The 20,553-nt window shown below is 69.0% G+C and carries 20 protein-coding genes; 3 read left to right on the top strand and 17 right to left on the bottom strand.

Translation table 11 applies throughout. The annotated features are described in order from the left end of the window. Positions 1-43: 43 nt before the first annotated feature. From JNUCC0626_RS04955 to JNUCC0626_RS04930, 6 genes are all read right to left on the bottom strand, one after another. Positions 44-1,621: a pentapeptide repeat-containing protein gene (locus JNUCC0626_RS04955; RefSeq protein ID WP_394618454.1), complete on the bottom strand. Its 1,578-nt coding sequence runs from the start codon at positions 1,619-1,621 to the stop codon at positions 44-46. 52 nt (positions 1,622-1,673) lie between these two features. Beyond that, positions 1,674-2,423 (bottom strand): glucose 1-dehydrogenase, encoded by a 750-nt coding sequence (locus tag JNUCC0626_RS04950; protein ID WP_394618453.1) that lies wholly within the window; start codon positions 2,421-2,423, stop codon positions 1,674-1,676. Beyond that, positions 2,424-3,929: an aldehyde dehydrogenase family protein gene (locus tag JNUCC0626_RS04945; RefSeq protein WP_394618452.1), complete on the bottom strand. Its 1,506-nt coding sequence runs from the start codon at positions 3,927-3,929 to the stop codon at positions 2,424-2,426. A gap of 8 nt (positions 3,930-3,937) precedes the next feature. After that, positions 3,938-4,786 carry an SDR family NAD(P)-dependent oxidoreductase gene (locus JNUCC0626_RS04940; RefSeq protein WP_394618451.1) on the bottom strand — a complete coding sequence of 283 codons (849 nt, stop codon included), beginning with the start codon at positions 4,784-4,786 and terminating at the stop codon, positions 3,938-3,940. Positions 4,787-4,795: 9 nt separating this feature from the next. After that, entirely contained in the window at positions 4,796-5,881 is a 1,086-nt protein-coding gene (locus tag JNUCC0626_RS04935; protein ID WP_394618450.1) for a Zn-dependent alcohol dehydrogenase, read from the bottom strand. 79 nt (positions 5,882-5,960) lie between these two features. Further along, entirely contained in the window at positions 5,961-6,152 is a 192-nt protein-coding gene (locus tag JNUCC0626_RS04930) for a ferredoxin (protein ID WP_394618449.1), read from the bottom strand. 45 nt (positions 6,153-6,197) lie between these two features. On the opposite strand from JNUCC0626_RS04930, the gene JNUCC0626_RS04925 reads away from it, so the two are divergent. Together JNUCC0626_RS04925 and JNUCC0626_RS04920 are read left to right on the top strand one after the other, a co-directional pair. Beyond that, positions 6,198-7,358 (top strand): acyl-CoA dehydrogenase family protein, encoded by a 1,161-nt coding sequence (locus JNUCC0626_RS04925; protein WP_394618448.1) that lies wholly within the window; start codon positions 6,198-6,200, stop codon positions 7,356-7,358. An 11-nt stretch (positions 7,359-7,369) separates the two neighbouring features. Beyond that, a complete protein-coding gene (locus tag JNUCC0626_RS04920; RefSeq protein ID WP_394618447.1) occupies positions 7,370-8,281 on the top strand; it encodes an acyl-CoA dehydrogenase family protein in 912 nt (303 codons plus the stop codon). On the opposite strand, the gene JNUCC0626_RS04915 is transcribed toward JNUCC0626_RS04920, so the two are convergent. The 10 genes from JNUCC0626_RS04915 to JNUCC0626_RS04870 all read right to left on the bottom strand — a co-directional run bounded on the left by JNUCC0626_RS04915 (position 8,282) and on the right by JNUCC0626_RS04870 (position 19,106). Further along, entirely contained in the window at positions 8,282-9,277 is a 996-nt protein-coding gene (locus JNUCC0626_RS04915; protein ID WP_394618446.1) for a hypothetical protein, read from the bottom strand. Next, the gene (locus tag JNUCC0626_RS04910; protein WP_394618445.1) at positions 9,277-10,248 is read right to left on the bottom strand and encodes a hypothetical protein; all 972 of its coding nucleotides are present in this window, start codon (positions 10,246-10,248) and stop codon (positions 9,277-9,279) included. Before JNUCC0626_RS04910 ends, JNUCC0626_RS04915 begins: the two co-directional genes overlap by 1 nt. A 20-nt stretch (positions 10,249-10,268) precedes the next feature. Next, the gene (locus JNUCC0626_RS04905; protein ID WP_394618444.1) at positions 10,269-11,252 is read right to left on the bottom strand and encodes a hypothetical protein; all 984 of its coding nucleotides are present in this window, start codon (positions 11,250-11,252) and stop codon (positions 10,269-10,271) included. A gap of 85 nt (positions 11,253-11,337) precedes the next feature. After that, positions 11,338-12,312, bottom strand: a complete 975-nt coding sequence (locus JNUCC0626_RS04900) for a hypothetical protein (RefSeq protein ID WP_394618443.1) — start codon at positions 12,310-12,312, stop codon at positions 11,338-11,340. Between the two features lie 44 nt (positions 12,313-12,356). Further along, positions 12,357-13,346 (bottom strand): hypothetical protein, encoded by a 990-nt coding sequence (locus JNUCC0626_RS04895; RefSeq protein ID WP_394618442.1) that lies wholly within the window; start codon positions 13,344-13,346, stop codon positions 12,357-12,359. A gap of 17 nt (positions 13,347-13,363) precedes the next feature. Continuing rightward, entirely contained in the window at positions 13,364-14,356 is a 993-nt protein-coding gene (locus JNUCC0626_RS04890) for a hypothetical protein (RefSeq protein WP_394618441.1), read from the bottom strand. A 26-nt stretch (positions 14,357-14,382) separates the two neighbouring features. Then, positions 14,383-15,375, bottom strand: a complete 993-nt coding sequence (locus JNUCC0626_RS04885) for a hypothetical protein (protein WP_394618440.1) — start codon at positions 15,373-15,375, stop codon at positions 14,383-14,385. A 31-nt stretch (positions 15,376-15,406) separates the two neighbouring features. Continuing rightward, positions 15,407-16,363 carry a hypothetical protein gene (locus JNUCC0626_RS04880; protein WP_394618439.1) on the bottom strand — a complete coding sequence of 319 codons (957 nt, stop codon included), beginning with the start codon at positions 16,361-16,363 and terminating at the stop codon, positions 15,407-15,409. 87 nt (positions 16,364-16,450) lie between these two features. Beyond that, positions 16,451-17,539, bottom strand: coding sequence for an NAD(P)H-dependent flavin oxidoreductase (locus tag JNUCC0626_RS04875; protein WP_394618438.1), 1,089 nt, complete (start codon positions 17,537-17,539; stop codon positions 16,451-16,453). After that, the gene (locus JNUCC0626_RS04870; RefSeq protein ID WP_394618437.1) at positions 17,520-19,106 is read right to left on the bottom strand and encodes an acyl-CoA synthetase; all 1,587 of its coding nucleotides are present in this window, start codon (positions 19,104-19,106) and stop codon (positions 17,520-17,522) included. Before JNUCC0626_RS04870 ends, JNUCC0626_RS04875 begins: the two co-directional genes overlap by 20 nt. Before the next feature lie 74 nt (positions 19,107-19,180). Between JNUCC0626_RS04870 and JNUCC0626_RS04865 the strand changes: the two genes are divergently transcribed. Beyond that, positions 19,181-19,972: a crotonase/enoyl-CoA hydratase family protein gene (locus JNUCC0626_RS04865; protein ID WP_394618436.1), complete on the top strand. Its 792-nt coding sequence runs from the start codon at positions 19,181-19,183 to the stop codon at positions 19,970-19,972. A gap of 28 nt (positions 19,973-20,000) precedes the next feature. Here JNUCC0626_RS04865 and JNUCC0626_RS04860 read toward each other — a convergent pair whose 3' ends face one another. Then, a complete protein-coding gene (locus JNUCC0626_RS04860; protein WP_394618435.1) occupies positions 20,001-20,480 on the bottom strand; it encodes an RICIN domain-containing protein in 480 nt (159 codons plus the stop codon). Positions 20,481-20,553 lie beyond the last annotated feature (73 nt).

Here is a 20,553-nt window from a genome sequence, read left to right as displayed (position 1 = left end):
AGTTTTCTTACCGTAGCCAGCCCGCGACGAAACGCGCAAGGACCTACCGCTTGACCCGAGCCCTGATCGCCAGCACCGCGAGCGCGAGCAACAACGGCCCGAACGCCCGCCCGGCCATCACCGTCCACACCCCCGCAGGCGTCAACCGCTGGTCGGCCTCGCGAAACACGACTGATCCGAGGGCGATCCGCACGGCTTTGCTCGCCCGGTCCGCCGTCCACCGATCCGCAGGCAACGAGACCGGCCCCGGCTTCACCTCCAGCACGACCTGCTGCGGCACACCCGCCACAGCAGGCGGGATCGTCCCGGTCATCTGCTGCAACGCCGTCCCGTCCGGCAACCCGTACGACGTCAGCAACAACGTGAGCAACCCGACCAGCACGATCAACGCCCCGAACGCCCTGCTGGCGCGTTGCCCGTACCCCGACAGCAGCCAATAGGCCCACAGCACCGCACGCTCACCGCCCTTGGTACTGCGCGAATGCCGCCGCGCCTCCATCTCGCCGTAGTAGAAGTCGCCGGCCCCGGCCTCGTTCTTCCCGTCTTCCAGGGCCTTCCGCAACGACCGGTACATCACCGCGAGCCGTTCCGCCCCCGTGTTGTCCCTCTGCAATCCCATGGCGAGAGTCGGGGATGTCCAACCCGCGCGCTTGGTGTGCCTGGCACGCCACGGAAACTCCTCGGCCAGCACCTGACGGCGACCCCAGCGCCACACCGGTGGCCAGGCCCAGCCGATGCGCCAGCCATTCGGTGGCTCTGCGAATGGTGTCCAGCCTTCGAGCCGCACCTTGTCCACCTGGTGCGCGCCCGCGAACAGGCACTGGCTCAGATCGACATTTGCGAACGTCAGGTCGGACAGATCAGTCCCCCGCACCGACAACACCCTTGCCTTCGACTCTGCGCCGTTGACGGAGGACGGCCCGCCGAAGTAAGTGCGCTCCAGACGCACGCTGGCGTCGTGGACATAAAACTCGACGCCGCCCTCGAACCGCGCCTCGTCGGCCGTGACCGACTCGCCCTTCACAACTACGTAGGCTCGCTTCGCGAAGAAGGCGGCTCCCAGGCGTACGGACTCCACCTTCGACAGACCGAAGTCGGTCTCTCCTTCGAACCGGGCTCCGGAGAACAGCGCGTCACCGCTGACTTCCACCCCGGAGAAACTGGTGCGGCCTCGGAAAACCGCTCCTTCGAAAGACGTCCCGGACAGGAAGCTCGTGCCCCAGAAGGTCACGCCGCCCTCGAACGTTGCAGCCACGAACCTGGCGGCGCCGTCGAACACGGCTCGGTTGAACGGGATCACCCCCTCCACTCGGGGGCCTTGCCCGGCTTTGTCCCAGTACCGATGAAAAGTGCAGTACGAGAAGTCGGCCTTGCCGAACCGGGTGCCACGTCCGCTGTTCAGCGCTGCCAACAGCCGGTCGAGGTTCTTCGGACCGAGGACGGTCCCGCGCAGGTCCAAGTCCCCGCCACGGCCGATCCGCTCGAGGAAGATGTCCAGTTCGCTGTTCCGGAGGTGTTCGAGGCAGGCAGAGAACGTCTCGATCCGCCTGCCCGTACAGCCGTCCGTCGCGCACAGCGGCCAGGTCGGTGTGAAGGTGGGTCTGCTCGGGTCGTCTGCCACCGAACAGTTCTACGCGCCGACCCCAGCCCGAAGACCGAAGTCGGCTCCAACATCACCCGTTCAGCGCGTGCGTCGCGGTAGCCCCTCCATCCACCACGAACTCCCCACCGGTGCAGTAAGCACTGTCATCACTGGCCAGGAACAACACGACGTTGGCCACGTCCTCCGGCTGCCCGATCCGCCGCAAAGCCAGCTTCTTCCCGATCGGCGACACGTCGATCGGCCGCCCCAACGCCTCGCTCACCATCGGAGTGTCGATCGCCCCGGGATGCACGGAGTTCACCCGGATCCCGAACTGCCCCAACTCCATCGCGGCCACCTTGGTCATGCCGCGGATAGCGAACTTGGACGCCGTGTACGCCGTCAGATAAGGCATGCCGCCCAGCCCTTCGACCGACGACACGTTCACGATCGACCCACCACCGGCCGACTTCATCGACTCCACCACGGACCGCATGCCGAGGAAGGTCCCGACCTGGTTGATGCCGATCACCCGCTGGTAGTCGGCCAGCGTGGTGTCGGCCAACGCCGAGAAGTGCAGGATGCCGGCGTTGTTGACCAGCACCGACACCGGACCGAACGTCGACTCGGCGTACGACATCGCCTCAGCCCAAGAAGACTCCGACGACACGTCGAGGTGGCAGTACTCGGCGCCAAGCGAAGAAGCCAGTTCCTTGCCCAGGTCGTCCAGCACGTCGGTGATCATCACCGACGCGCCCTCGGCGACGAAGCGGCGGGCCGCGGCCGCGCCCTGACCACGGGCGGCGCCGGTGATCAGGGCGACCTTTCCGGACAGGCGCATCTACATCATCTCGTCGGTCAGCGGCATCATCACGGTCTTCAGCTCGGTGTAGGCCTCGTAGGCGCTCTGGCCGCCCTCGCGGCCGAGGCCCGACTGCTTGTAGCCTCCGAACGGGATGTGCGGCTCGAGTTGGAAGCCGTTGATGCCGACCATGCCCACCCGCAGCGACTTCGAGACGCGGAACGCGCGGCGCACGTCGTTGGTGTAGACGCCCGCGCCCAGGCCGTACTCGGTGTCGTTGGCGATGCGGATCGCTTCTTCTTCAGTGTCGAACGGGACGACGGTGAGCACCGGGCCGAAGATCTCGTCGCGGGCGATGGCCATGTCGTTGGTGGCGTCGGCGAAGATGGTCGGCGCCACGAAGTTGCCCGAGGCGTAGTCGCCGTCCAGACGCGCTCCGCCCGTGACGAGGCGGGCACCTGCCTCCTGGCCCTGGGCGATGTAGCCGAGGACGCGGTCGAGCTGGCGGGAGTTGATCAACGGGCTGGCGAGTACGGACGGATCGAACGGGTCGCCGAACGTCACCGCGCCCGCGAGCATCTGGGCCATCGAGATGAACTCGTCCTGGACTTCGCGCTGCACCAACGCGCGGGTGTGCGCGACGCACGCCTGGCCGGACAGGCCCATCGTGACCATGCCCATGCACGTCATGGCGGCGAGGCCGACGTTCGGGGCGTCCGCGAACACGACGGCGGGCGACTTCCCGCCCAGTTCCAGCGACACCCGCTTCATCGTCCCGGCGGAAGCCTCGACGATCCGGCGCCCGACGGCGCGGCTGCCGGTGAAGCTGATCTTGTCCACGCCGGGGTGGGTGATCAGGGCTTCGCCGGTCGGAGCACCGGGGCCGGTCACCAGGTTGACGACGCCTTCCGGCAGGCCGGCCTCGATCAGCAGCTCCACCATGCGAATCACGCAGAACGACGCGTACTCCGACGGCTTCACCACGACCGTGCAGCCGGCGGCCAGCGCGGGCGCGAGTTTCTGCGCGAACAACACGAAAGGCGCGTTCCACGGCAGGATCGCCGCGACGACGCCGACGGGTTCGCGGAACGTCATCGCGAGGTGGTCGCCGCCCTGGTACGGCGGCAGGGTCTGGCCGCCGACCTTGTCGATCCAGCCCGCGTGGTGGTCGAAGATGTCGGCCGCGATGCCGACCGAGGTGGCGTAGATCTGCCCGAACGACAGCGGCACGCCGTTGTCCAGCGCCTGCAACCCGCGCAGCTCGTCGGCGTGCTCGCGCAGCAGGTCGCCGTAGCGGCGCAGGATCTTGATGCGCTCGGAGGCACGCGACCGCGGCCAGGTGCCCTCGTCGAACGCCTTGCGGGCCGCCAGCACCGCCGCGTCCACGTCCTGCGCGGAGGCGACGGCGAAGCTGCCGATCTCCTCGCCGGTGGCGGGGTGGTGGTGGGTCCAGGTCTCGTCCGCCTCGCGGAACTCGCCTCCGATGAGGAGCCGGCCGTCCTTGAGGCCCAGGGTCTCGCGGTGCGGTTGGACGGTGAGCGACACAGCTCCTCCTACAGGGCCATCGTTTCCGTGCAAGCGAACGTCCTCTGTGGATCGCGATCGGCGAAGTAGCCGTCGAGATCGCCCAACGCGTCGAACTTCTTCTCGACGGTCGGGGGTGCCATCAGCGCGACCATGCCGCCGTGGACGACGAAGACCTGGCCGTTGATCTTCTCGCCGGACGGCCCGGCCAGGTGCGCGACGAACTTGGCCACGTGCGACGGGTCCAGCGAGTCGTCGCCCTCAGGCGCGTCGCCGAACACGTGCGCTGTCATCTGGGTGCGGGCGCGCGGGCAGATCGCGTTGGCGCGCACGCCGTAACGGCTGGTGCCGCGAGCGGTCGCGACCGTGAGAGCGGCGATGCCCGCCTTGGCCGCCGCGTAGTTGGCCTGCCCTTCCGACCCGAGCAGGAACGCCTCCGACGCGGTGTTCACGATCCGCCCGTGCACGGGTGCGCCGGCCGCCTTCGACTGCTGCTTCCAGAGCGCGACGGCGTTGCGCGACAACAGGAAGTGGCCGCGCAGGTGGACCCGCACGACCAGGTCCCACTCGTCGTCGGTCATGTTGAACAGCATCCGGTCGCGCAGCACGCCGGCGTTGTTCACCACGACGTGCAACCCGCCGAACTGCTCCATGGCGGCGGTGACGAGGGCGTCGGCGGTCGCCCGCTCGCCCACGTCGCCCTCGACCACGACGCACTTGCCGCCCAGCTGCTCGATCTCGGCCGCGGCGGCGTCGGCCGCTCCCGGCAGGTCGTTGAGCACGATCGACGCACCGGCGCGCGCGAGTTCCAGCGCTTCGGCCCGGCCGAGCCCGGCACCGGCGCCGGTGACCACGGCGACCTTCCCCGCGAGGTCCACAGCAGACTCCTAGTCGAAGAGAATCACCTGGCGGATCAACGATCCTCCGCCTCGCAACGCCTGCAGGCCCTCGTTCACGTCCTCGAGCTTGATCCGCTTGCTGATCATGCCTTCGAGGTCGAGCCGCCCCTGCCGCCACAGCGCGATCATGCGCGGGATGTCGCGGCGGAAGTTCGCCGTGCCGTAGAACGAGCCGTGCAACGTCTTGTCGTGCAGGAACAACTCCTGGGCGCTGAACGACACCATCGCGTCCGCGCGACCGGCGCCGACGACGACCGTGTGGCCACCGCGCCGGGTCAGGTCCCACGCCTGCCGGATCGTCGCGGGCAGACCGACGACGTCGAACACGTAGTCGAAGCCCATCCCCATGTTCAGCTGGTTGTTCAGGTCCGCGATGCCGTCCGGCGTCGTGGCGTGCGTCGCGCCGAACCTCTGCGCCACCTCGTGCTTCTCCAGCACGGGATCCACCGCGACGATCTTGGCCGCCGCCGCGAGCCGCGCACCCTGGAGCACCGCGACCCCGACACCACCGCAGCCGATCACCGCGACGCTGGAGCCCGGCTCGACCTTGGCGGTGTTGAGCACCGCGCCGACCCCGGTCAGGATTCCGCACGACAGCAGGGCGGCGACGTCCCACGGCACGTCGTCGTCGATCTTCACGGCCGCGTCGGCGGGCACCACCATCTCCTCGGCGAACGCGCCGAGCCCCGCGTACCCGAACGCCGGGTTGCCCCCGACGACGAACCGGGGCGAGGTGAACGCGGAGATGGTGTGCACGAGGCAGAGATGTGCCTGTCCCGTCACGCATTGGGCGCACTTCCCGCACGGCGGCACGAACGTGATCGCCACGTGGTCGCCGACCGCGAGCGACGTGACGGCGCTCCCGACCTCGGCGATCTCACCGGCGCCCTCGTGACCGACGACGCCGGGCGCCAGCGCGGGCAGCGTTCCGTCCATTGCGGACAGATCGCTGTGGCAGACACCGCACGCCTTGATCTTGATGCGGATCTCCTGCGGCCCCACGGGTGTGGTGGTCACGTCGTCGCGGAGCTCGAGCTTGTCGTCGCCTACCTGGTTGAGCACGGCAGCCTTCACCGGTATCACTCCTCGCTGAGCTCACGGCCTCAGTGACCCGTCGGACACTAGAATCTGTTCCTGTTCTTGACAAGGCCCATCAGCGTGAGAGGTGCAGCGCGCCCTTGGGGCACGACGCGACCGCCCGCTGGGCCGGACCTTCCTCCCCCGACTCCAGCTCACCATCCCGGATCTGCAAAACCTCGTCGTCATCGAGATCGAACACCTCGGGCAGGATGGTCATGCACTCCCCGTGCGCCTCGCACAGCGAGGGGTCGACGCCGACCTTCATCGCGGCCTCCTGACATCAAGTAGAACTTGTTCTAGAGTAGCGGGCATGCGCATCGGTTTCACGCCCGAACAGGAGCAGTTGCGCCAGGAGTTGCGGGCGTACTTCGCCGCGCTCATGACGCCCGAACGCAAGGCCGGGCTCGCCGGAGGCAGCGACTACGGCGACGCCGAGGTCTACAAGGACACCGTCCGGCAGATGGGGCTGGACGGGTGGCTGACGATCGGCTGGCCGGAGGAGTACGGCGGCCGCGACCGCCCGATGATCGAGCAGCTGATCTTCCTGGACGAGGCGTCCGCCGCCGGCGCGCCCGTGCCGTTCCTGACGCTCAACTCCATCGGGCCGACGATCATGACCTACGGCACGCCCGAGCAGAAGGCCTTCTACCTGCCGAGAATCGCGTCCGGCGAGCTGCACTTCGCGATCGGCTACTCCGAACCGGAGGCGGGCACCGACCTCGCCGCGCTGCGCACGCGGGCCGTCCGCGAGGGCGACGAGTACGTGATCAACGGCCAGAAGATGTGGACCAGCCTCATCCAGTACGCCGACTACGTGTGGCTCGCCTGCCGCACCGACCAGGAGTCCCAGCGGCACCGCGGTCTGAGCATCATCATGGTGCCGACCACCGACCCCGGCTTCTCCTGGACGCCCGTGCCCACCATGTCCGGGCCCACCACCAGCGCGACCTTCTACGACAACGTGCGCGTGCCGGTCGGCAACCTCATCGGCGAGGAGCACAAGGGCTGGAAGCTCATCACCAACCAGCTCAACCACGAACGCGTCGCCCTGTGCTCGGCCGCGCCGTTGCAGACCGCGCTGCGCGAAGTTCGTCAATGGGCGGACGAAACCGGTGCCGCGCAACACGAGTGGGTGCGCCTGCACCTCGCCCGCGTGCACGCCAAGACCGAGTTCCTCAAGCTCGTCAACTGGCGGATCGCCTCCGGCACCGACGAGGCGCCGTCCCCGGCGGAGGCGTCGGCGACCAAGGTGTTCGGCACCGAGTTCGCGACCGAGGGCTACCGGCTGCTGATGGAGGTGCTGGGCGCCAACGGGATCGTGCGCGCCGGCTCACCGGGAGCGTTGCTGCACGGCCGGGTCGAACGCATGCACCGCTCGGCGCTGATCCTCACGTTCGGCGGCGGCACCAACGAGATCCAGCGGGACATCATCGCGCGGGCGGGCCTCGGGCTGCCCGCCGTGCCCCGGTAGAGGAGACTTCCGTGGACTTCACCCTGACCGAGGCCCAGCGCGAACTGGCCGCGCTGACCCGCAAGATCCTCGACTCGTCCGACACGCCGTGGCTCGACCTGGTCAAGTCCGGGGTCGTGCCGGAGCAGCCCGACGAGTTCGGCGTCCTGGAACAGTGCTCCGTGCTGGTCGAACTGGGCCGCGCGGTCTCCCCCGCGCCCTACCTGCCCACGATGGTCGCGGCCGGCGCACTCGCCGAGTTCGGCACTCCCGAGCAACGCGACCGCTGGCTCACGCCCGGAACCGTGCTGTCCGTGGCGTTGCAGGAAGCCGAGGGCGTGCTGACCACCGTCCCGTTCGCCGCGGAGGCGGCGGCTTTCCTCGTCGCACGAGGAGATCAGGTCCTCCTCGTGGCCGCCGAAGACCTGGAGATCACGTCCCAGGAGTTGGTCGACGGCTCGCAGGCAGGCACGTTCGCGTGCACGGACGGCGAGGTCGTGCCCGGCCTGCACCCCGACTGGCTGATCACCCGCTACACGCTCGGACTGTGCGCGTTCCAGCTCGGCATCACCGAACGCGCTTTGGAACTGACGGCGGAGTACGCCCGGACGCGCGTGCAGTTCGAACGCCCGATCGGCAGCTTCCAGGCCGTGGCCCAAAGACTCGCCGACGCCTACATCGACGTGGCGGCGATCCGGCTGACGCTCTGGCAGGCCGCCTGGCGCCTGTCGGAAGGGCTCGACGCCGACGCCGAGGTGGCGACGGCGAAGTTCTGGGCCGCCGACGCCGGGCACCGCGTGGCGCACACGACCGTGCACGTCCACGGCGGCACCGGCATCGACATGAGCCACGACGTCCACCGCTACTTCACCGCGGCCAAGCGCACCGAGTTCGAGCTGGGCGGGGCGACCGCCCAGCTCCTCAAACTCAGCGCCGCGCTGTGATCAGCCGCAGATCCACAACCACCGGGCGGGGTACGGGTTCCCGGTCTCGTCCTGCCAGCTGCTGAAGAGCGTGGCGGCGTCGCTGACATCGCCGTAGTACTGGGGATGCGGCAGCTCGTCGGCGACCACCGAGGTGCGTCCGGAGGGACGCCACAGCGCAAGGCCCCCGCCGGATTGAGGCGCGACGGTGCCGAACACGGTGCCGCTGTTGTTCCTGCCGAACGCCTTTTCACCACCGGGATGGGCGTTCACCTTGACACCGTTGAGGTTCCATTCGGTGAGCTGACCTCCGCGCTCGACGCCCAGCAACCGCTCGTTGTCGACGACCAGGTCGCCGGCCGCGTCCGGCACCTCGACCGAGGCACCGTTGTCGGCGTCGACGATCAGCACCTTCCCGGTCTCGTCCCGCTTCACGATCTTGCGGCCGCTCAGCCCGAGCGGCCGGCCGGGGCCGAAGGACAGGCGCCCACCGGCGCGCGGCCACAGCACGACAGTGGTGTCACCGGGGTTGTCCCTGTCCCACACGGTGCCGAGGACGTCCCCGGCCTCGTTCACGAACAGCCCGTCGGAGTTCTCGTCCAGCGTGGTGTACAGGAACGAGTAGCCGAAGCCCTCGTACCGGAACGCGTGGGTCTGCACCCAGTTCGGGTAGCGGTTCTCCTGGCGGCCGACCACGACGCCGGAGTTGTTGACCGCCTCCGGGTAGACCTCGCGCAACGGCCGCACGGCCTCGGGCATGATCCGCAGGCTGCCGTTGATCCAGAGCAGACCGTTGGGCTGGTGCCCGTCCCAGAGGTAGCCGGCGACGATCCGGCTGTTGTTGGGACTGCTGCCTTTCGTCCACGCGCTGGTGGTGCCTGCCGGCAGCGGCAGGTCGACGCGGTGGTACGCGCAGGCGGCGGCCGAGGCCTGCGGTGCCGTCACGAGCGACACGACGGTCAGCACGCCGACCAGCCCGGCCAGCACTCGTCGCGGTGTCGTCGCCACCCTGGTCATCAGCTGCACACCCACAACCACCGAGCCGGGACCAACGAGTTGTCCCCGCTGTAGTGGGTGCCGATGAGCGTCGCCGCATCGGTGACGTCCGAGTAGTAGAACATCGAGGGCACCTTGTCGGCCACGACCTCGGTGCGACCGGACGGGCGCCACAGGGACGGGACCTGCCCCGTCGAATCACCGAGCACGGTGCCGCTGTTGTTCCTGCCGTGCGCCCAGAACCCACCGAGGTGCGATCCCACCTTGACGCCGTCGAGGCCCCACTCGGAGATCTGTTCCCCGGTGCCCTCGACGTAGTCGTGGTTCAGCACGCGGTCGTTGTCGAGGACCTGCGGCTCACGCCCGCCGATCGCGGTCCTCGCACCGGTGTCGCCGTCGATGATCAGCGACTGCTCCTGCCCGCGGTCGAACACCAGGATCTTGCGCTGGGCGTTGAAGCCGTCCACCTCGCCCTCACCGAACGACTTGCGCGCACCGTTGCGCGGCCACAGCACCACAGTGCGCCTGCCGTCGTCCGGCTTCGCCCACACCTCGCCGACGACGTCGCCCGCGTCGTTCACGAACAGCGCGCTGGAGTTCTCGTTCGGCGTGGTCTGGAGGAACGTGTAGGTGCTGTTCTCGTAGCGGAACGCCTGCGATGAGCCGCTCGCCTCCTGCACGCCGACCACGACACTGGTGTTGTTCACCGCCTTCGGAACGACGGCGTGGCTCGGCGACGCACCAGGGGGCAGCACGCGCAGAGTGCTGTTCACCCAGAGCAGACCGCGCATCGCGGTCCCGTTGTGGTACGCGGCAACGATCCTGCTGTTGTCGGTGCTGCTGCCGTTGATCACACCGTTGGGGAAGCCGGCGGGCATGGGCAGGTCCACCCGCTGGTAGGCGCACTGGGCGGCCGACGCCTGTGGCGCGGCGAAGACCGACACGACGGCCACCAGGCTGACGATGCCGGCAAGAGCTCTTCTGAGTTTCATCCTCGTCCTCTTCCCGGTGGTCAGCTGCAGGTCCAGACCCAGCGGGCCGGACGGGTGGTGTCGTCGGCCTCGCGGTAGGTGCCGATCAGGGTCGCCGCGTCGGTGACGTCGGCGTAGTAGCGCGAGTCGAAAGTCTTGTCCAGCACCGCGTCCGACCGGCCGCTGGGGCGCCACAGGCTCGGCTGCGGGATGCCGTACGTGCCGAAGACCGTGCCGCTGTTGTTGCGGCCGAACAGGTTCACGCCACCCTCGTACGTCGCGAGCCGCGTACCAGCGAGGTTCAGTTCGACGATCCGGGTGTTGGCAGGGCCGAACTCGAAGTGCAGCACCCGGTCGTTGTCGAGCACCATCGGCGTGCGAGCGCCGGGCAGCGTGGTCTTCAGGCCGGTGTTGCCGTCCACGATCCACCCCGCCTGGCCGGGGCTCGGCGCGGACATCAGGATCCGCCGCTGGGCGTCGATGCCGACCGCTTCCCCGAGGCCGAACGACTTGCGCGGCCCGGTGCGCGGCCACATCACCACGGTGCGGTCGGCCGGCGTCGCCTCCTGCCACACGATGCCGAGCACGTCACCACCGTCGTTGATCGCGTACCCCGCCGACTGCTCGCCCGGCTCGACCGCGAGCAGCTGGTAGGCGCTGTTCTCGTAGCGGAACGCCCGGTGCGTGTACTTGCCACCGCGGAAGATCTCCTGCGTGCCGCCGACGACACCGGTGTTGTTGACCGAGTTCGGCCGGACGCTGTCGAAGGTCGACGCCGGCGGCGCCATGACTCTCAACGCGCTGTTCGTCCAGATCGCGCCACGGCCGGCGTTCTGCCAGTACTCGCCCACGATGCGACTGTTGTTGGTGCTGCTCCCCTTGGTCACGGCGGTCGTCACACCGGCCGGGAGCGGCAGGTCCTGGCGGACGTACTGGCAGGCGGCGGCCGCTGCCTGCGGCGGGACGACGGCCGACGCCAGGGCGAGCGCCCCGAGCAGACCGGCGGTGACGGAACGACGGTTCATGCGAACTCCCCAGTTCAGTTCGGACCTCCGTGCCGGCGGACGCCTGCGGCACGATGGCCGCAGGCGTCCGCGCCGCGAAGGACTGTCAGCTGCAGACCCAGAGCCACCGTGCCGGCCGGACGAGGCCGTCGCCCGAGCGGTAGGTGCCGATCAGCGTCGCGGCGTCGGTGATGTCGTTGTGGCCGACGGTCAACGGCATCGGGTCCGCGACCAGGTCGGTCCGGCCGGTGCTGCGCCACAGCGCGTGGTTCTGGGTGGTGGTGCCGGGCTGCACGTGCATGCCCCAGACCGTGCCGCTGCCGTTGCGCCCGAACAACTTCCCCTGGACGGGGTGCGAGGTGATCCTCGCTCCGGTGAGGTCGTACTCCGAGGTCACCAGCTCACCGGACGCGTCCCGCTCGCGGAGGAACACCCTGTCGTTGTCCATCACCGCACTGCCGGCGGCACCGCCGGGGATGTCCACCGTCGGGCCACCGTTGGCGTCGTACACCTTCACCGACGACGACGCCCTGACCACGATCTTGCCGTCGTTGGTCAAGCCGATCACGTCACCGCCGTTGGCAGCGATCAGCTTCCGAGCACCACCGCGAGGCCACAGGTACACGCCACCGTCGTCCTTTCCGGCGATGTCACCCGCGTCGTTGATCGCCTGCCCCATCCCGTACGTGCCCTCGCCGACCGACAGCTGCTCGTACGCGCCGTTCTCGTAGCGGAACGGTCGCAGCACCGCCGGATCCTGGCCCCGGTAGTCCAGCAGGTAGCCCGTGACGACGCCGGTGTTGTTGACGTCGAGCCCCACCGTGCCCTCTTCGCCGTTGGGCGCCGGCGCCAGGTGCCGCAGAGTGCCGTTCGCCCAGTAGACGGCGCGGTGGTTGCCCTCCACGGTCAGGTGACCGACGATCCGGCTGTTGTTCGAGCTGCTGCCGTTGAGGAGGACGTCACCCGCTCCGGCCGGAACAGGCAGGTCCTGCTTGACGTACTGGCAGGCGGCCGCCGACGCCTGGGGCGCGGCGACGAGCGACGCGAGCACGACGAGGCAGGGCAGAACTACGCGCTTCATGTGATTCCCCCAAGATTGGATGTTTCCGTCACGGACGCACGTGGTCAGCTGCAGACCCACAGCCAGCGCGCGGGACGCGTCTCCCCGACGTCGTTGCGGTAGCTGCTGATCAGCGTGGCGGCGTCGGTGACGTCGCCGTAGAAGCTGGTCGGCAGCCGGTCCGCGAGCACCGGCATGCGGCTGTTCGTGCGCCACAGGGTCGGTCCACCGCCCACCTCGGGCCGGATCGTCCCGAACACGGTGCCGCTGTTGTTCTTGCCGTACGCCTGCAGCCCGCCGCGGTACTCGTTCACCTTGACACCGTTGAGGTCCCATTCGCTGACCACGCCAGGAATGCTCACGCCGAGAAACTCGTAGCCCAGCAGCCGCTCGTTGTCGATCACCATCGGCTGGCTGCCGCCCGGTACCTGAGTCCTGGCGCCGGTGTCACCGTCGACGATCCAGGCGTCCCGGTCGTAGCTCACCGCCAGCTTGCGCTGCGCGCTGATGCCCATCGGGTAGCCCACGCCGAACGACTTCCGGGCGCCGCCGCGCGGCCACAGCACGACCGTGCGCTCGTTGGGGTTCGACTTCTTCCACGCCTCGCCGAGAACGTCGCCGTTGTCGTTCACGTGGGACGCCCTGGAGTTCTCGTCCGCGGCGGTCTCCAGGAACGTGTACGTGTTGTTCTCGTAGCGGAAGGCCTGGCTTCCCGTGTTGGGGGAGCTCCGCCACTCCTGGCGGCCGACCACGACGCTGGTGTTGTTGACGCCTTCCGGGAAGACGTCGCGGAACGGCTCCGTCGCCTGGGGCAGCACGCGCAGGGTGCTGTTCACCCACAGCGCGGCACGGCTGCGGGACTCCGCCCAGTAGGACCCGACGATCCGGCTGTTGTTGGTGCTGCTGCCTTCGACCTCCGCGTTGGTGGTGCCCGCGGGCAACGGCAGGTCCACGCGGTTGTACACGCAGTCGGCAGCGGCCGCCTGCGGTGCCACCGCGAGCGAAAGGGCGGCCGTCAGGCTGACCGCTCCGGCGAGAACTCGCTTCTGTCGCAACACTCTTCCTCTGTTCATCAGGCGCAGGTCCACACCCAGCGCGCCGGGTGCGAACTGTCGTCGGCATCGCGGTAGGTGCCGATCAGGGTCGCCGCGTCGGTGACGTCGGCGTAGTAGGTCGGGTCGGGCAGCTTGTCCGCCACCACCTCGGAACGGCCGGTCTTGCGCCACAGGCTCGGCTGGGTGATGCCGAACGTGCCGAAGACCGTGCCACTTCCGTTGCGGCCGTAGACGTTCACGCCGCCCTCGTACGTCGCGACGCGCGCGCCGGTGAGGTCCAGTTCGACGATCTGCGTGCCAGTGGCCGTGGACTCGTAGTGCAGCACGCGGTCGTTGTCGAACACCATCGGCGTGCGCGCGCCTTCGAGCTTCAGCCGCGCGCCGGTGTCGCCGTTCACGACCCAGCCGGTGATGGCCGTGCTCGCCGGGTCCTCGACCTTGACGATCCTGCGCTGGGCGTCGATGCCGATCGCCAGGCCGGGCCCGAAGTCCTTGCGCAACCCGTTGCGCGGCCACATCACCACGGTGCGGACGTTCGGCGTGGCCTCCTGCCACACCATGCCGAGCACGTCGCCCGCGTCGTTGATCGCGACCGCGCGCGACTGCTCGCCGGCCTCGACCGCCAGGAAAGTGTAGGTGTTGTTCTCGTAGCGGAAAGCCTTGTACAGCGGCGGGTTCGCGCCCCGGTAGGTCTGGTGCACGCCCGCCACGACACCGGTGTTGTTGACCGCGGCGGGTTCGACCTGGTCGGCCGAGTTGGCCGGGGCCGCCATCACCCGCAGCACGCTGTTCGTCCACACCGCGCCCCGGCTGCCGTTCTGCCAGTAGGCACCGACGACGCGACTGTTGTTGGTGCTGCTGCCCGTGGTGTGCGGGTAACTCCCACCGGCGGGCAGCGGCAGGTCCTGGCGAACGTACTGGCACGCGGCGGCCGCGGCCTGCGGCGTGACGACGGCCGAGCCGAGCACGAGCGCGCTCAGCACACCGGCGGTGACGTTTCGGCGATTCATTCCTGCTCCCCCAGTTTCGAACTCGGTCAGCTGCAGACCCAGAGCCAGCGCGCCGGACGGGCGATGTTGTCCGTGCCGATGTAGGTACCGATCAACGTGGCGGCGTCGGTCACGTCGCTGTAGGCGGTGTCGATGGGCAGGAAGTCGGCCACCACGTCCGTGCGGCCCGTCTTTCGCCACAACGCGGGCCGGTTGTTTCCCTGCACGTCGTCGTAGACGCCGAACATCGTGCCGCTGCCGTTGCGGCCGAAGGGCTTCCAGGCGTTCTGGTGCGTGGCGACCAGCGTCCCGCCGAGGTCCCACTCGGTGATGTCGTTGCTCGTCTCGAGGGGCTCGCGCCTCAGGATCCGGTCGTTGTCCAGCACGACGAACGGCGCCATGCCGGGAATCTCCACGGCGGGGCTGCCGTCGAGGCTGAGCACCCGCGTCGAGCCGCCGCCGTGCACCACGACCTTGCCCTGGTTGGTGATGCCGATCGGGCGGGACGACGACACGAGCCTGCGCGGCCCGGTGCGCGGCCACAGGTACGTGTCGCCGAAGGTCTCGCTGGTGCCGGACCACATGATGCCCAGGACGTCACCGGCGTCGTTGATCGCGACCGCCTTCGAGCTGGAGCCCGGATCGGTCTCGAGGTACTGGTAAGCGCCGTTCTCGAAGCGGAACGCCCTGACTCGCGTGCCGGGACCACCTCTGCCGGACTGCTCGTAGCCCGCGACGACGCTGGTGTTGTTGACGGCCTGGGGAACCGTGTGGCTCCACATGTCCGACGGCGCGGGCAGCTCGCGCAGGGTGCTGTTGACCCAGTACACGCCGCGCAGGGTGCCACCCTTGTCGACCTGGCCCGCGATGCGGCTGTTGTTGGTGCTGCTGCCGTTCGTCATCGTGTGGCCGACGCCCGCGGGCAGGGGCAGGTCCTGGCGGTTGTACTGGCAGGCCGCCGCGACCGCCTGGGGCGACGCGACCGTGGACGCCAGCACCAGTGCGCCGAGCACCCCAGCAGCAACGCTTGTGCGCTTCATGTCGTGATTTCCTTCAGTTTCTTGAAGTGGTTCAGGCACAGGTCCAGAGCCAGCGCGCGGGACGCGTGAGCTGCTCCGGAGACCTGTAGACGCCGATCAGCGTGGCCGCGTCGGTCACGTCGGCGGAGGTGATCGCGATCGGCATCGGGTCGGCGACGACGTCGGTCCTGCCGGTCTTGCGCCACAGGGCGAGACGCTCCTGGGCGTTCGCGTCGTAGTACGTGCCGTAGACGGTGCCGCTTCCGTTGCGGCCGAACGGCGTCACGCCACCGGGATGGGTCGCGACCTGGACGCCGTCGAGGTCCCACTCGACGAACCCGCCCTGCTCGCGGCGCAGCACCCGGTCGTTGTCGAACGTCACCGCGGAGCTGTAGCCGGGGATCTCGACCGCCGGGCCACCGTTGCCGTCGAACACCACCGTCCTGGACGTCGGGAACTGGACGACGATCTTGCGCTGCGCGTTGACGCCCAGCGGCGTGCCCCCGCCGGAGATCAGCTTGCGCGGGCCGCCGCGCGGCCACAGGTAGACGTCGCCGCCCTGCGTGCCGACGACGTCACCCGCGTCGTTGATCGCGTGCGCCTCCGAGCTCCGGCCGGGATCGGTCTGCAGGAACTCGTAGACGCCGTTCTCGTAGCGGAACGCCTTGTGCGTGCGTCCGTTCGGGCCGTTGTCGAACTGCTCGAAGCCCGCGACGACGCTCGTGTTGTTGACGGCCATCGGAATCGTGTGGTCCAGCGCCGACGCGGGCGGAGTCATCTGCCGCAGGGTGCTGTTCACCCACAGCGCTCCCCTGCCGTACTGGCCCTGCATGAGCTGGCCGACGATGCGGCTGTTGTTGGTGCTGCTGCCGTTCAGGTAGAGCATGCTCAGGCCGGCCGGGACGGGCAGGTCCTGCTTCACGTACTGGCACGCGGCGGCGGACGCCTGCGGTGCGACGAGCAACGCCGCCAGTGCGAGCACGCACGGCAGCAGGGCGCGAGAGCGCATGATGGTGTTCCCCCCAGAACATGTATGTGCGGGGTACACCCTAACCCGCCGCGCCACCTGGTCAAGGGCCTTGTGACGCGGCTCCGGTCAGCGCGCCTTGTGCACCCGTTCGACGGCCTGGTCGAACTCGGCCAGCAGGTCCGCCATGACCTCGGCGACCGGCCGCACCTCGTTCATCCGCCCGACGATCTGCCCGACCGGCATCGAGACCACCGACGGGTCGCCGGACTGCGCGATCCGGTGGTGCGCCTCGCTGACCAGCAGGTTCTGCAACGGCATCGGCAACGGCTCAGGGGCGTCCTCGGTGGTCCACGCCTCGGTCCACCGCGTCTTGAGCAGCCGCGCGGGCTTGCCGGTGTAGATGCGGGTGCGGACGGTGTCGCTCGACCCGGCGGCGAGCAAGGCGTCCTGCGTGCTGGAGTTGCCCAGGGTGTACTCGGCCGTGGTGAGCCAGTACGAACCCATCCACACGCCGGACGCGCCGAGCGCGAGTGCCGCGGCCGCCTGCCGTCCCGAACCGATGCCTCCGGCGGCGAGCACCGGGACGTCCACCGCGTCGACGATCTCCGGCACGAGCACCATCGTCGCGACCTCACCCGTGTGGCCGCCCGCCTCGTAGCCCTGTGCCACCACGATGTCGACGCCGTTCGCCACGTGCCGTCGCGCGTGTTCGGCCTTGCCCGCCAACGCGGCGACCGGAACGCCTGCCGCGTGCACGCGTTCGATGACGTCGGTGGGCGGTGAGCCCAGGGCGTTCGCGATGAGCCTGATGGGGTGTTCGAGGGCGACGTCCACGTGCGACCGCGCGACCGAGTGCAGCCAGCCGAGCACGCCCTCGCCGCCCTCGCCGTCGGGCAGCGGGGGCACGCCGAGCTTGAGCAGCGTCTGCGCCACGAAGTCCTTGTGGCTCTGCGGGATGAGCCCGGCGAGGTCGATCTGCGTGCCCTCGGCCGGGATCTTCGCCGGCATGACGATGTCGACGCCGTACGGTTTGCCGTCGGTGTTCTCGTCCATCCACGTCAACGCGCGGTCGAGGTCCTCCGCGTCGTTGAACCGCACGCACCCGAGGACACCGAGCCCGCCCGCCCTGCTGATCGCCGCCGCCACGTGCTCGGACGGCGTGAAGCCGAAGACGGGGTGCTCGATGCCCAGCTGGTCACACAGGCTGGTGCGCATGGTCCTCCACGTGGCGCTGCGCCCACTGGTAGTCGGGTTTGCCGCTCGGGGTGCGGCCGATCTCGGGCACGAGCCACAGCGAGCGCGGCACCTTGTAGCCCGCGAGCGACTCGCGGACGTGAGCGTCCAGTTCGGACAGTGTCGGGGTCGCGCCTTCGCGGGGTGCGACGATCGCTCCGACCCGTTGGCCGAGCGTGTCGTCGGGGATGCCGATGACGAGCGCGTCGAAGACGTCCGGGTGCGACTTGAGCACGCCCTCAACCTCTTCCGGGAACACCTTCTCGCCGCCGGTGTTGACGCAGGTGTTGCCGCGCCCCAGCAACGTGATGTCGCCGTCCTCCTCGAACCGGGCGAAGTCGCCGGGCACGGTGAACCGCCTGCCGTCGACCTCCACGAACATCCGCGCGGTCTTCTCGGGGTCCTTGTAGTAGCCGATCGGGATGTGCCCGCCGCGCGCCAGCTTGCCGATGACACCGGGCGACGGCTCCAGCTTGTTGCCGTCCTCGTCGATGACGATGGTGTCGTCGTTGAGCTTCACCTTGGTGCCGTCGGTCTTGACCATCTCCTTGGGCACCGCGCCGATGCCGGTGGACCCGGTCTCGCTCGACCCGATGGACTCGAGCAACGTCGTGTGCGGCAGGTGTTCGTGGTACTGCTTCTTCACCGTGTACGAGAAGAGCGCGGCGCTGCTGTTGAGGATGTAGAGCGACGACGCGTCGTACGTGCCGCGCTGGAACTCCTCGATCAGCGGCCGGCCCATCGCGTCGCCGGTGATGACCGCGACCTGAACCTTTTCCCGTTCGATCACCTGCCAGATCTCGGCGGGGTCGAACTTGGGCACCAGCACGACCGTGCTGCCGCTGAACAACGCACCCAGCACGGCCCACTGCGCGGCGCCGTGGATGAGCGGCGGCAGGCACAGCCGGATCAGGCCGTAGTCCTTGCCCGCCCTGGCCTGGTGCCACTCGTCGGCGAGCCGTTCGCCCGTCACGAAGTCGATGCCGCCGCCGAGCGTGCGCCACACGTCCTCGTGCCGCCACATCACGCCCTTGGGCATGCCGGTCGTGCCGCCGGTGAACAGGATGTAGAGGTCGTCCGGGCTGCGCGGGGCGAAGTCGCGGTCGCCCGACTCCTCGGCCAGCGCCGTCTCGTAGTCCGTGCCCTCGAACGGTTCCTCGGTCTCGTCGTCGATCACGACGGTGTGGCCGGGTGCCCCGACCTCCGCGACCAGCGGCGAGTACCGCCGTTCGTGTACGAGAGCGGTCAGATCCGCTTCCCCGAAGAGGTATTGCAACTCGTTCTTGGTGTAGCGGTAGTTCACGTTGATGGCCACGGCCCGCAGCTTGTAGACCGCGATCATGGCTTCGACCAGTTCGATCGAGTTGCGCGCGTAGAGGCCCACGTGCGAACCCTGCGTCACGCCGTTCTTTGCCAGGTGGTGAGCCAGTTTGTTGGCTCGCCCCTCGAGCTCGGCGTAAGTGACCCTCTTGGACCCGCACACGAGCGCGGTCCGGTCGGGCACGGTGTCGGCGGCGTGTTCAACGAGGTCTGCGACGTTGAGGGCCATAGCAGGCAAAGTAGAACGTGTTACTGTTCTGGACAATCCCCCGTGCGGTCAGACTCGATCCAGGAGGCGCGCGAATGACGACCACGACAGAACCACACGCGTTGGTGGACTTGGTCGGCAACGTCCTGGTGGTCACGATGAACCGGCCAGAGGTCCGCAACGCCTTGTCCGGCCCCATGTTGGCCATCATGAAGGACGCGTGGGACCGGGTCGACACCGATCCGGACGTCCGCGTGTGCGTGCTGACCGGCGCGGGCGGCTCGTTCTGCGCGGGCGCCGACCTCAAGGCCATGACGTCCAACCACCCCAGCGAGAACGCCGGCAAGTTCGACTTCTCCGTCATCGAGTCGCTGCTGAAAGGACGTCGATTGACGAAACCGCTCATCGCGGCGGTGGAAGGCCCGGCGGTCGCGGGCGGCACGGAGATCCTGCAGGCGACGGACATCCGGGTGGCGGGCGAGTCCGCGCGGTTCGGCGTCTCGGAGGCGCGCTGGGGGCTGTTCCCGATGGGCGGCTCGGCGGTCCGGTTGCCCCGGCAGATCCCGTACACCGTGGCGGCGGACCTCCTGTTGACCGGGCGGCACATCCGGGCGGCCGAGGCCAAGGAGATCGGCCTGATCGGACACGTGGTGCCGGACGGTCAGGCGCTCGACAAGGCGTTGGAGCTGGCCGCGTTGATCACGGCGAACGGACCGATCGCCGTGCAGAAGATCCTGCAGACCATGCGCGAGACCGAGGTCATGCACGAGAACGAGGCGTTCACAGTGGACGCCCGGCTCGGCATGGAGGTGTTCTCCAGCGAGGACGCCAAGGAGGGGCCGCGGGCGTTCGCGGAGAAGCGCAGGCCGGAGTTCAAAGGCCGGTAGCGCCCGTCCTCCCGGCCAGGCGCTCTCGTCAGTAGGACCAGTACTGGTCCGCGTAGCTCGGGTTGCAGGGCGAGATGAACACGTTCCCGTTGGCGTGCGCGGCAAGGCACATGCCGGGGTACTGGCGGTTCTCCAGCAGGGCGGGCTCCGGCGGGTACCCGACCCAGCGCTGGTCGCGGTAGCCCGAGTTGCAGTCCGACGTGAAGACCCCGCCGCCGTGCGTGGCGAGACACTTCCCGCTGTGCAGGTTCTGGACCATCCCGGTCGAGTCCCTGCTCCAGAGTTGGTCGTTGTACCGCCCGCACCACGCACTGCTGGGGCTCGGCCCGAAGTGCATGAACGCGGCCGGGTGGTGGTTGGCCAGGCAGTAGCCCGACAACCCCTGGTTGCGCCACACGGTGAACCCGGCCGCACTGGCCTCCTGCGCCACCGCGGGTGCCCCTCCGAACAGGAGCATCAGTGCGGCGACGGCGCCGAAGAGGCGCACGGTGAAGCGTCTGTCGCGCATGAGATGTAGATCCCTTCCGTCCCCCAGCCGAACCCCCGCGTTCGGGGATTCGGGCACGATAGCGAGGAACAGG

It is taken from the genome of Lentzea sp. JNUCC 0626 (assembly GCF_043632865.1).
Classification (GTDB): domain Bacteria; phylum Actinomycetota; class Actinomycetes; order Mycobacteriales; family Pseudonocardiaceae; genus Lentzea.
This window is presented reverse-complemented; position numbering and strand designations above follow the sequence as displayed.

What these genes read in the sequence shown, in the direction of transcription:
- JNUCC0626_RS04950 (WP_394618453.1), bottom strand. Translation starts at nt 2,423, where the DNA reads ATGCGCCTGTCCGGAAAGGTCGCCCTGATCACCGGCGCCGCCCGTGGT.
- JNUCC0626_RS04930 (WP_394618449.1), bottom strand. Translation starts at nt 6,152, where the DNA reads ATGAAGGTCGGCGTCGACCCCTCGCTGTGCGAGGCGCACGGGGAGTGC.
- JNUCC0626_RS04925 (WP_394618448.1), top strand. Translation starts at nt 6,198, where the DNA reads ATGCGCATCGGTTTCACGCCCGAACAGGAGCAGTTGCGCCAGGAGTTG.
- JNUCC0626_RS04915 (WP_394618446.1), bottom strand. Translation starts at nt 9,277, where the DNA reads ATGACCAGGGTGGCGACGACACCGCGACGAGTGCTGGCCGGGCTGGTC.
- JNUCC0626_RS04910 (WP_394618445.1), bottom strand. Translation starts at nt 10,248, where the DNA reads ATGAAACTCAGAAGAGCTCTTGCCGGCATCGTCAGCCTGGTGGCCGTC.
- JNUCC0626_RS04905 (WP_394618444.1), bottom strand. Translation starts at nt 11,252, where the DNA reads ATGAACCGTCGTTCCGTCACCGCCGGTCTGCTCGGGGCGCTCGCCCTG.
- JNUCC0626_RS04900 (WP_394618443.1), bottom strand. Translation starts at nt 12,312, where the DNA reads ATGAAGCGCGTAGTTCTGCCCTGCCTCGTCGTGCTCGCGTCGCTCGTC.
- JNUCC0626_RS04890 (WP_394618441.1), bottom strand. Translation starts at nt 14,356, where the DNA reads ATGAATCGCCGAAACGTCACCGCCGGTGTGCTGAGCGCGCTCGTGCTC.
- JNUCC0626_RS04885 (WP_394618440.1), bottom strand. Translation starts at nt 15,375, where the DNA reads ATGAAGCGCACAAGCGTTGCTGCTGGGGTGCTCGGCGCACTGGTGCTG.
- JNUCC0626_RS04880 (WP_394618439.1), bottom strand. Translation starts at nt 16,363, where the DNA reads ATGCGCTCTCGCGCCCTGCTGCCGTGCGTGCTCGCACTGGCGGCGTTG.
- JNUCC0626_RS04875 (WP_394618438.1), bottom strand. Translation starts at nt 17,539, where the DNA reads ATGCGCACCAGCCTGTGTGACCAGCTGGGCATCGAGCACCCCGTCTTC.
- JNUCC0626_RS04870 (WP_394618437.1), bottom strand. Translation starts at nt 19,106, where the DNA reads ATGGCCCTCAACGTCGCAGACCTCGTTGAACACGCCGCCGACACCGTG.
- JNUCC0626_RS04865 (WP_394618436.1), top strand. Translation starts at nt 19,181, where the DNA reads ATGACGACCACGACAGAACCACACGCGTTGGTGGACTTGGTCGGCAAC.
- JNUCC0626_RS04860 (WP_394618435.1), bottom strand. Translation starts at nt 20,480, where the DNA reads ATGCGCGACAGACGCTTCACCGTGCGCCTCTTCGGCGCCGTCGCCGCA.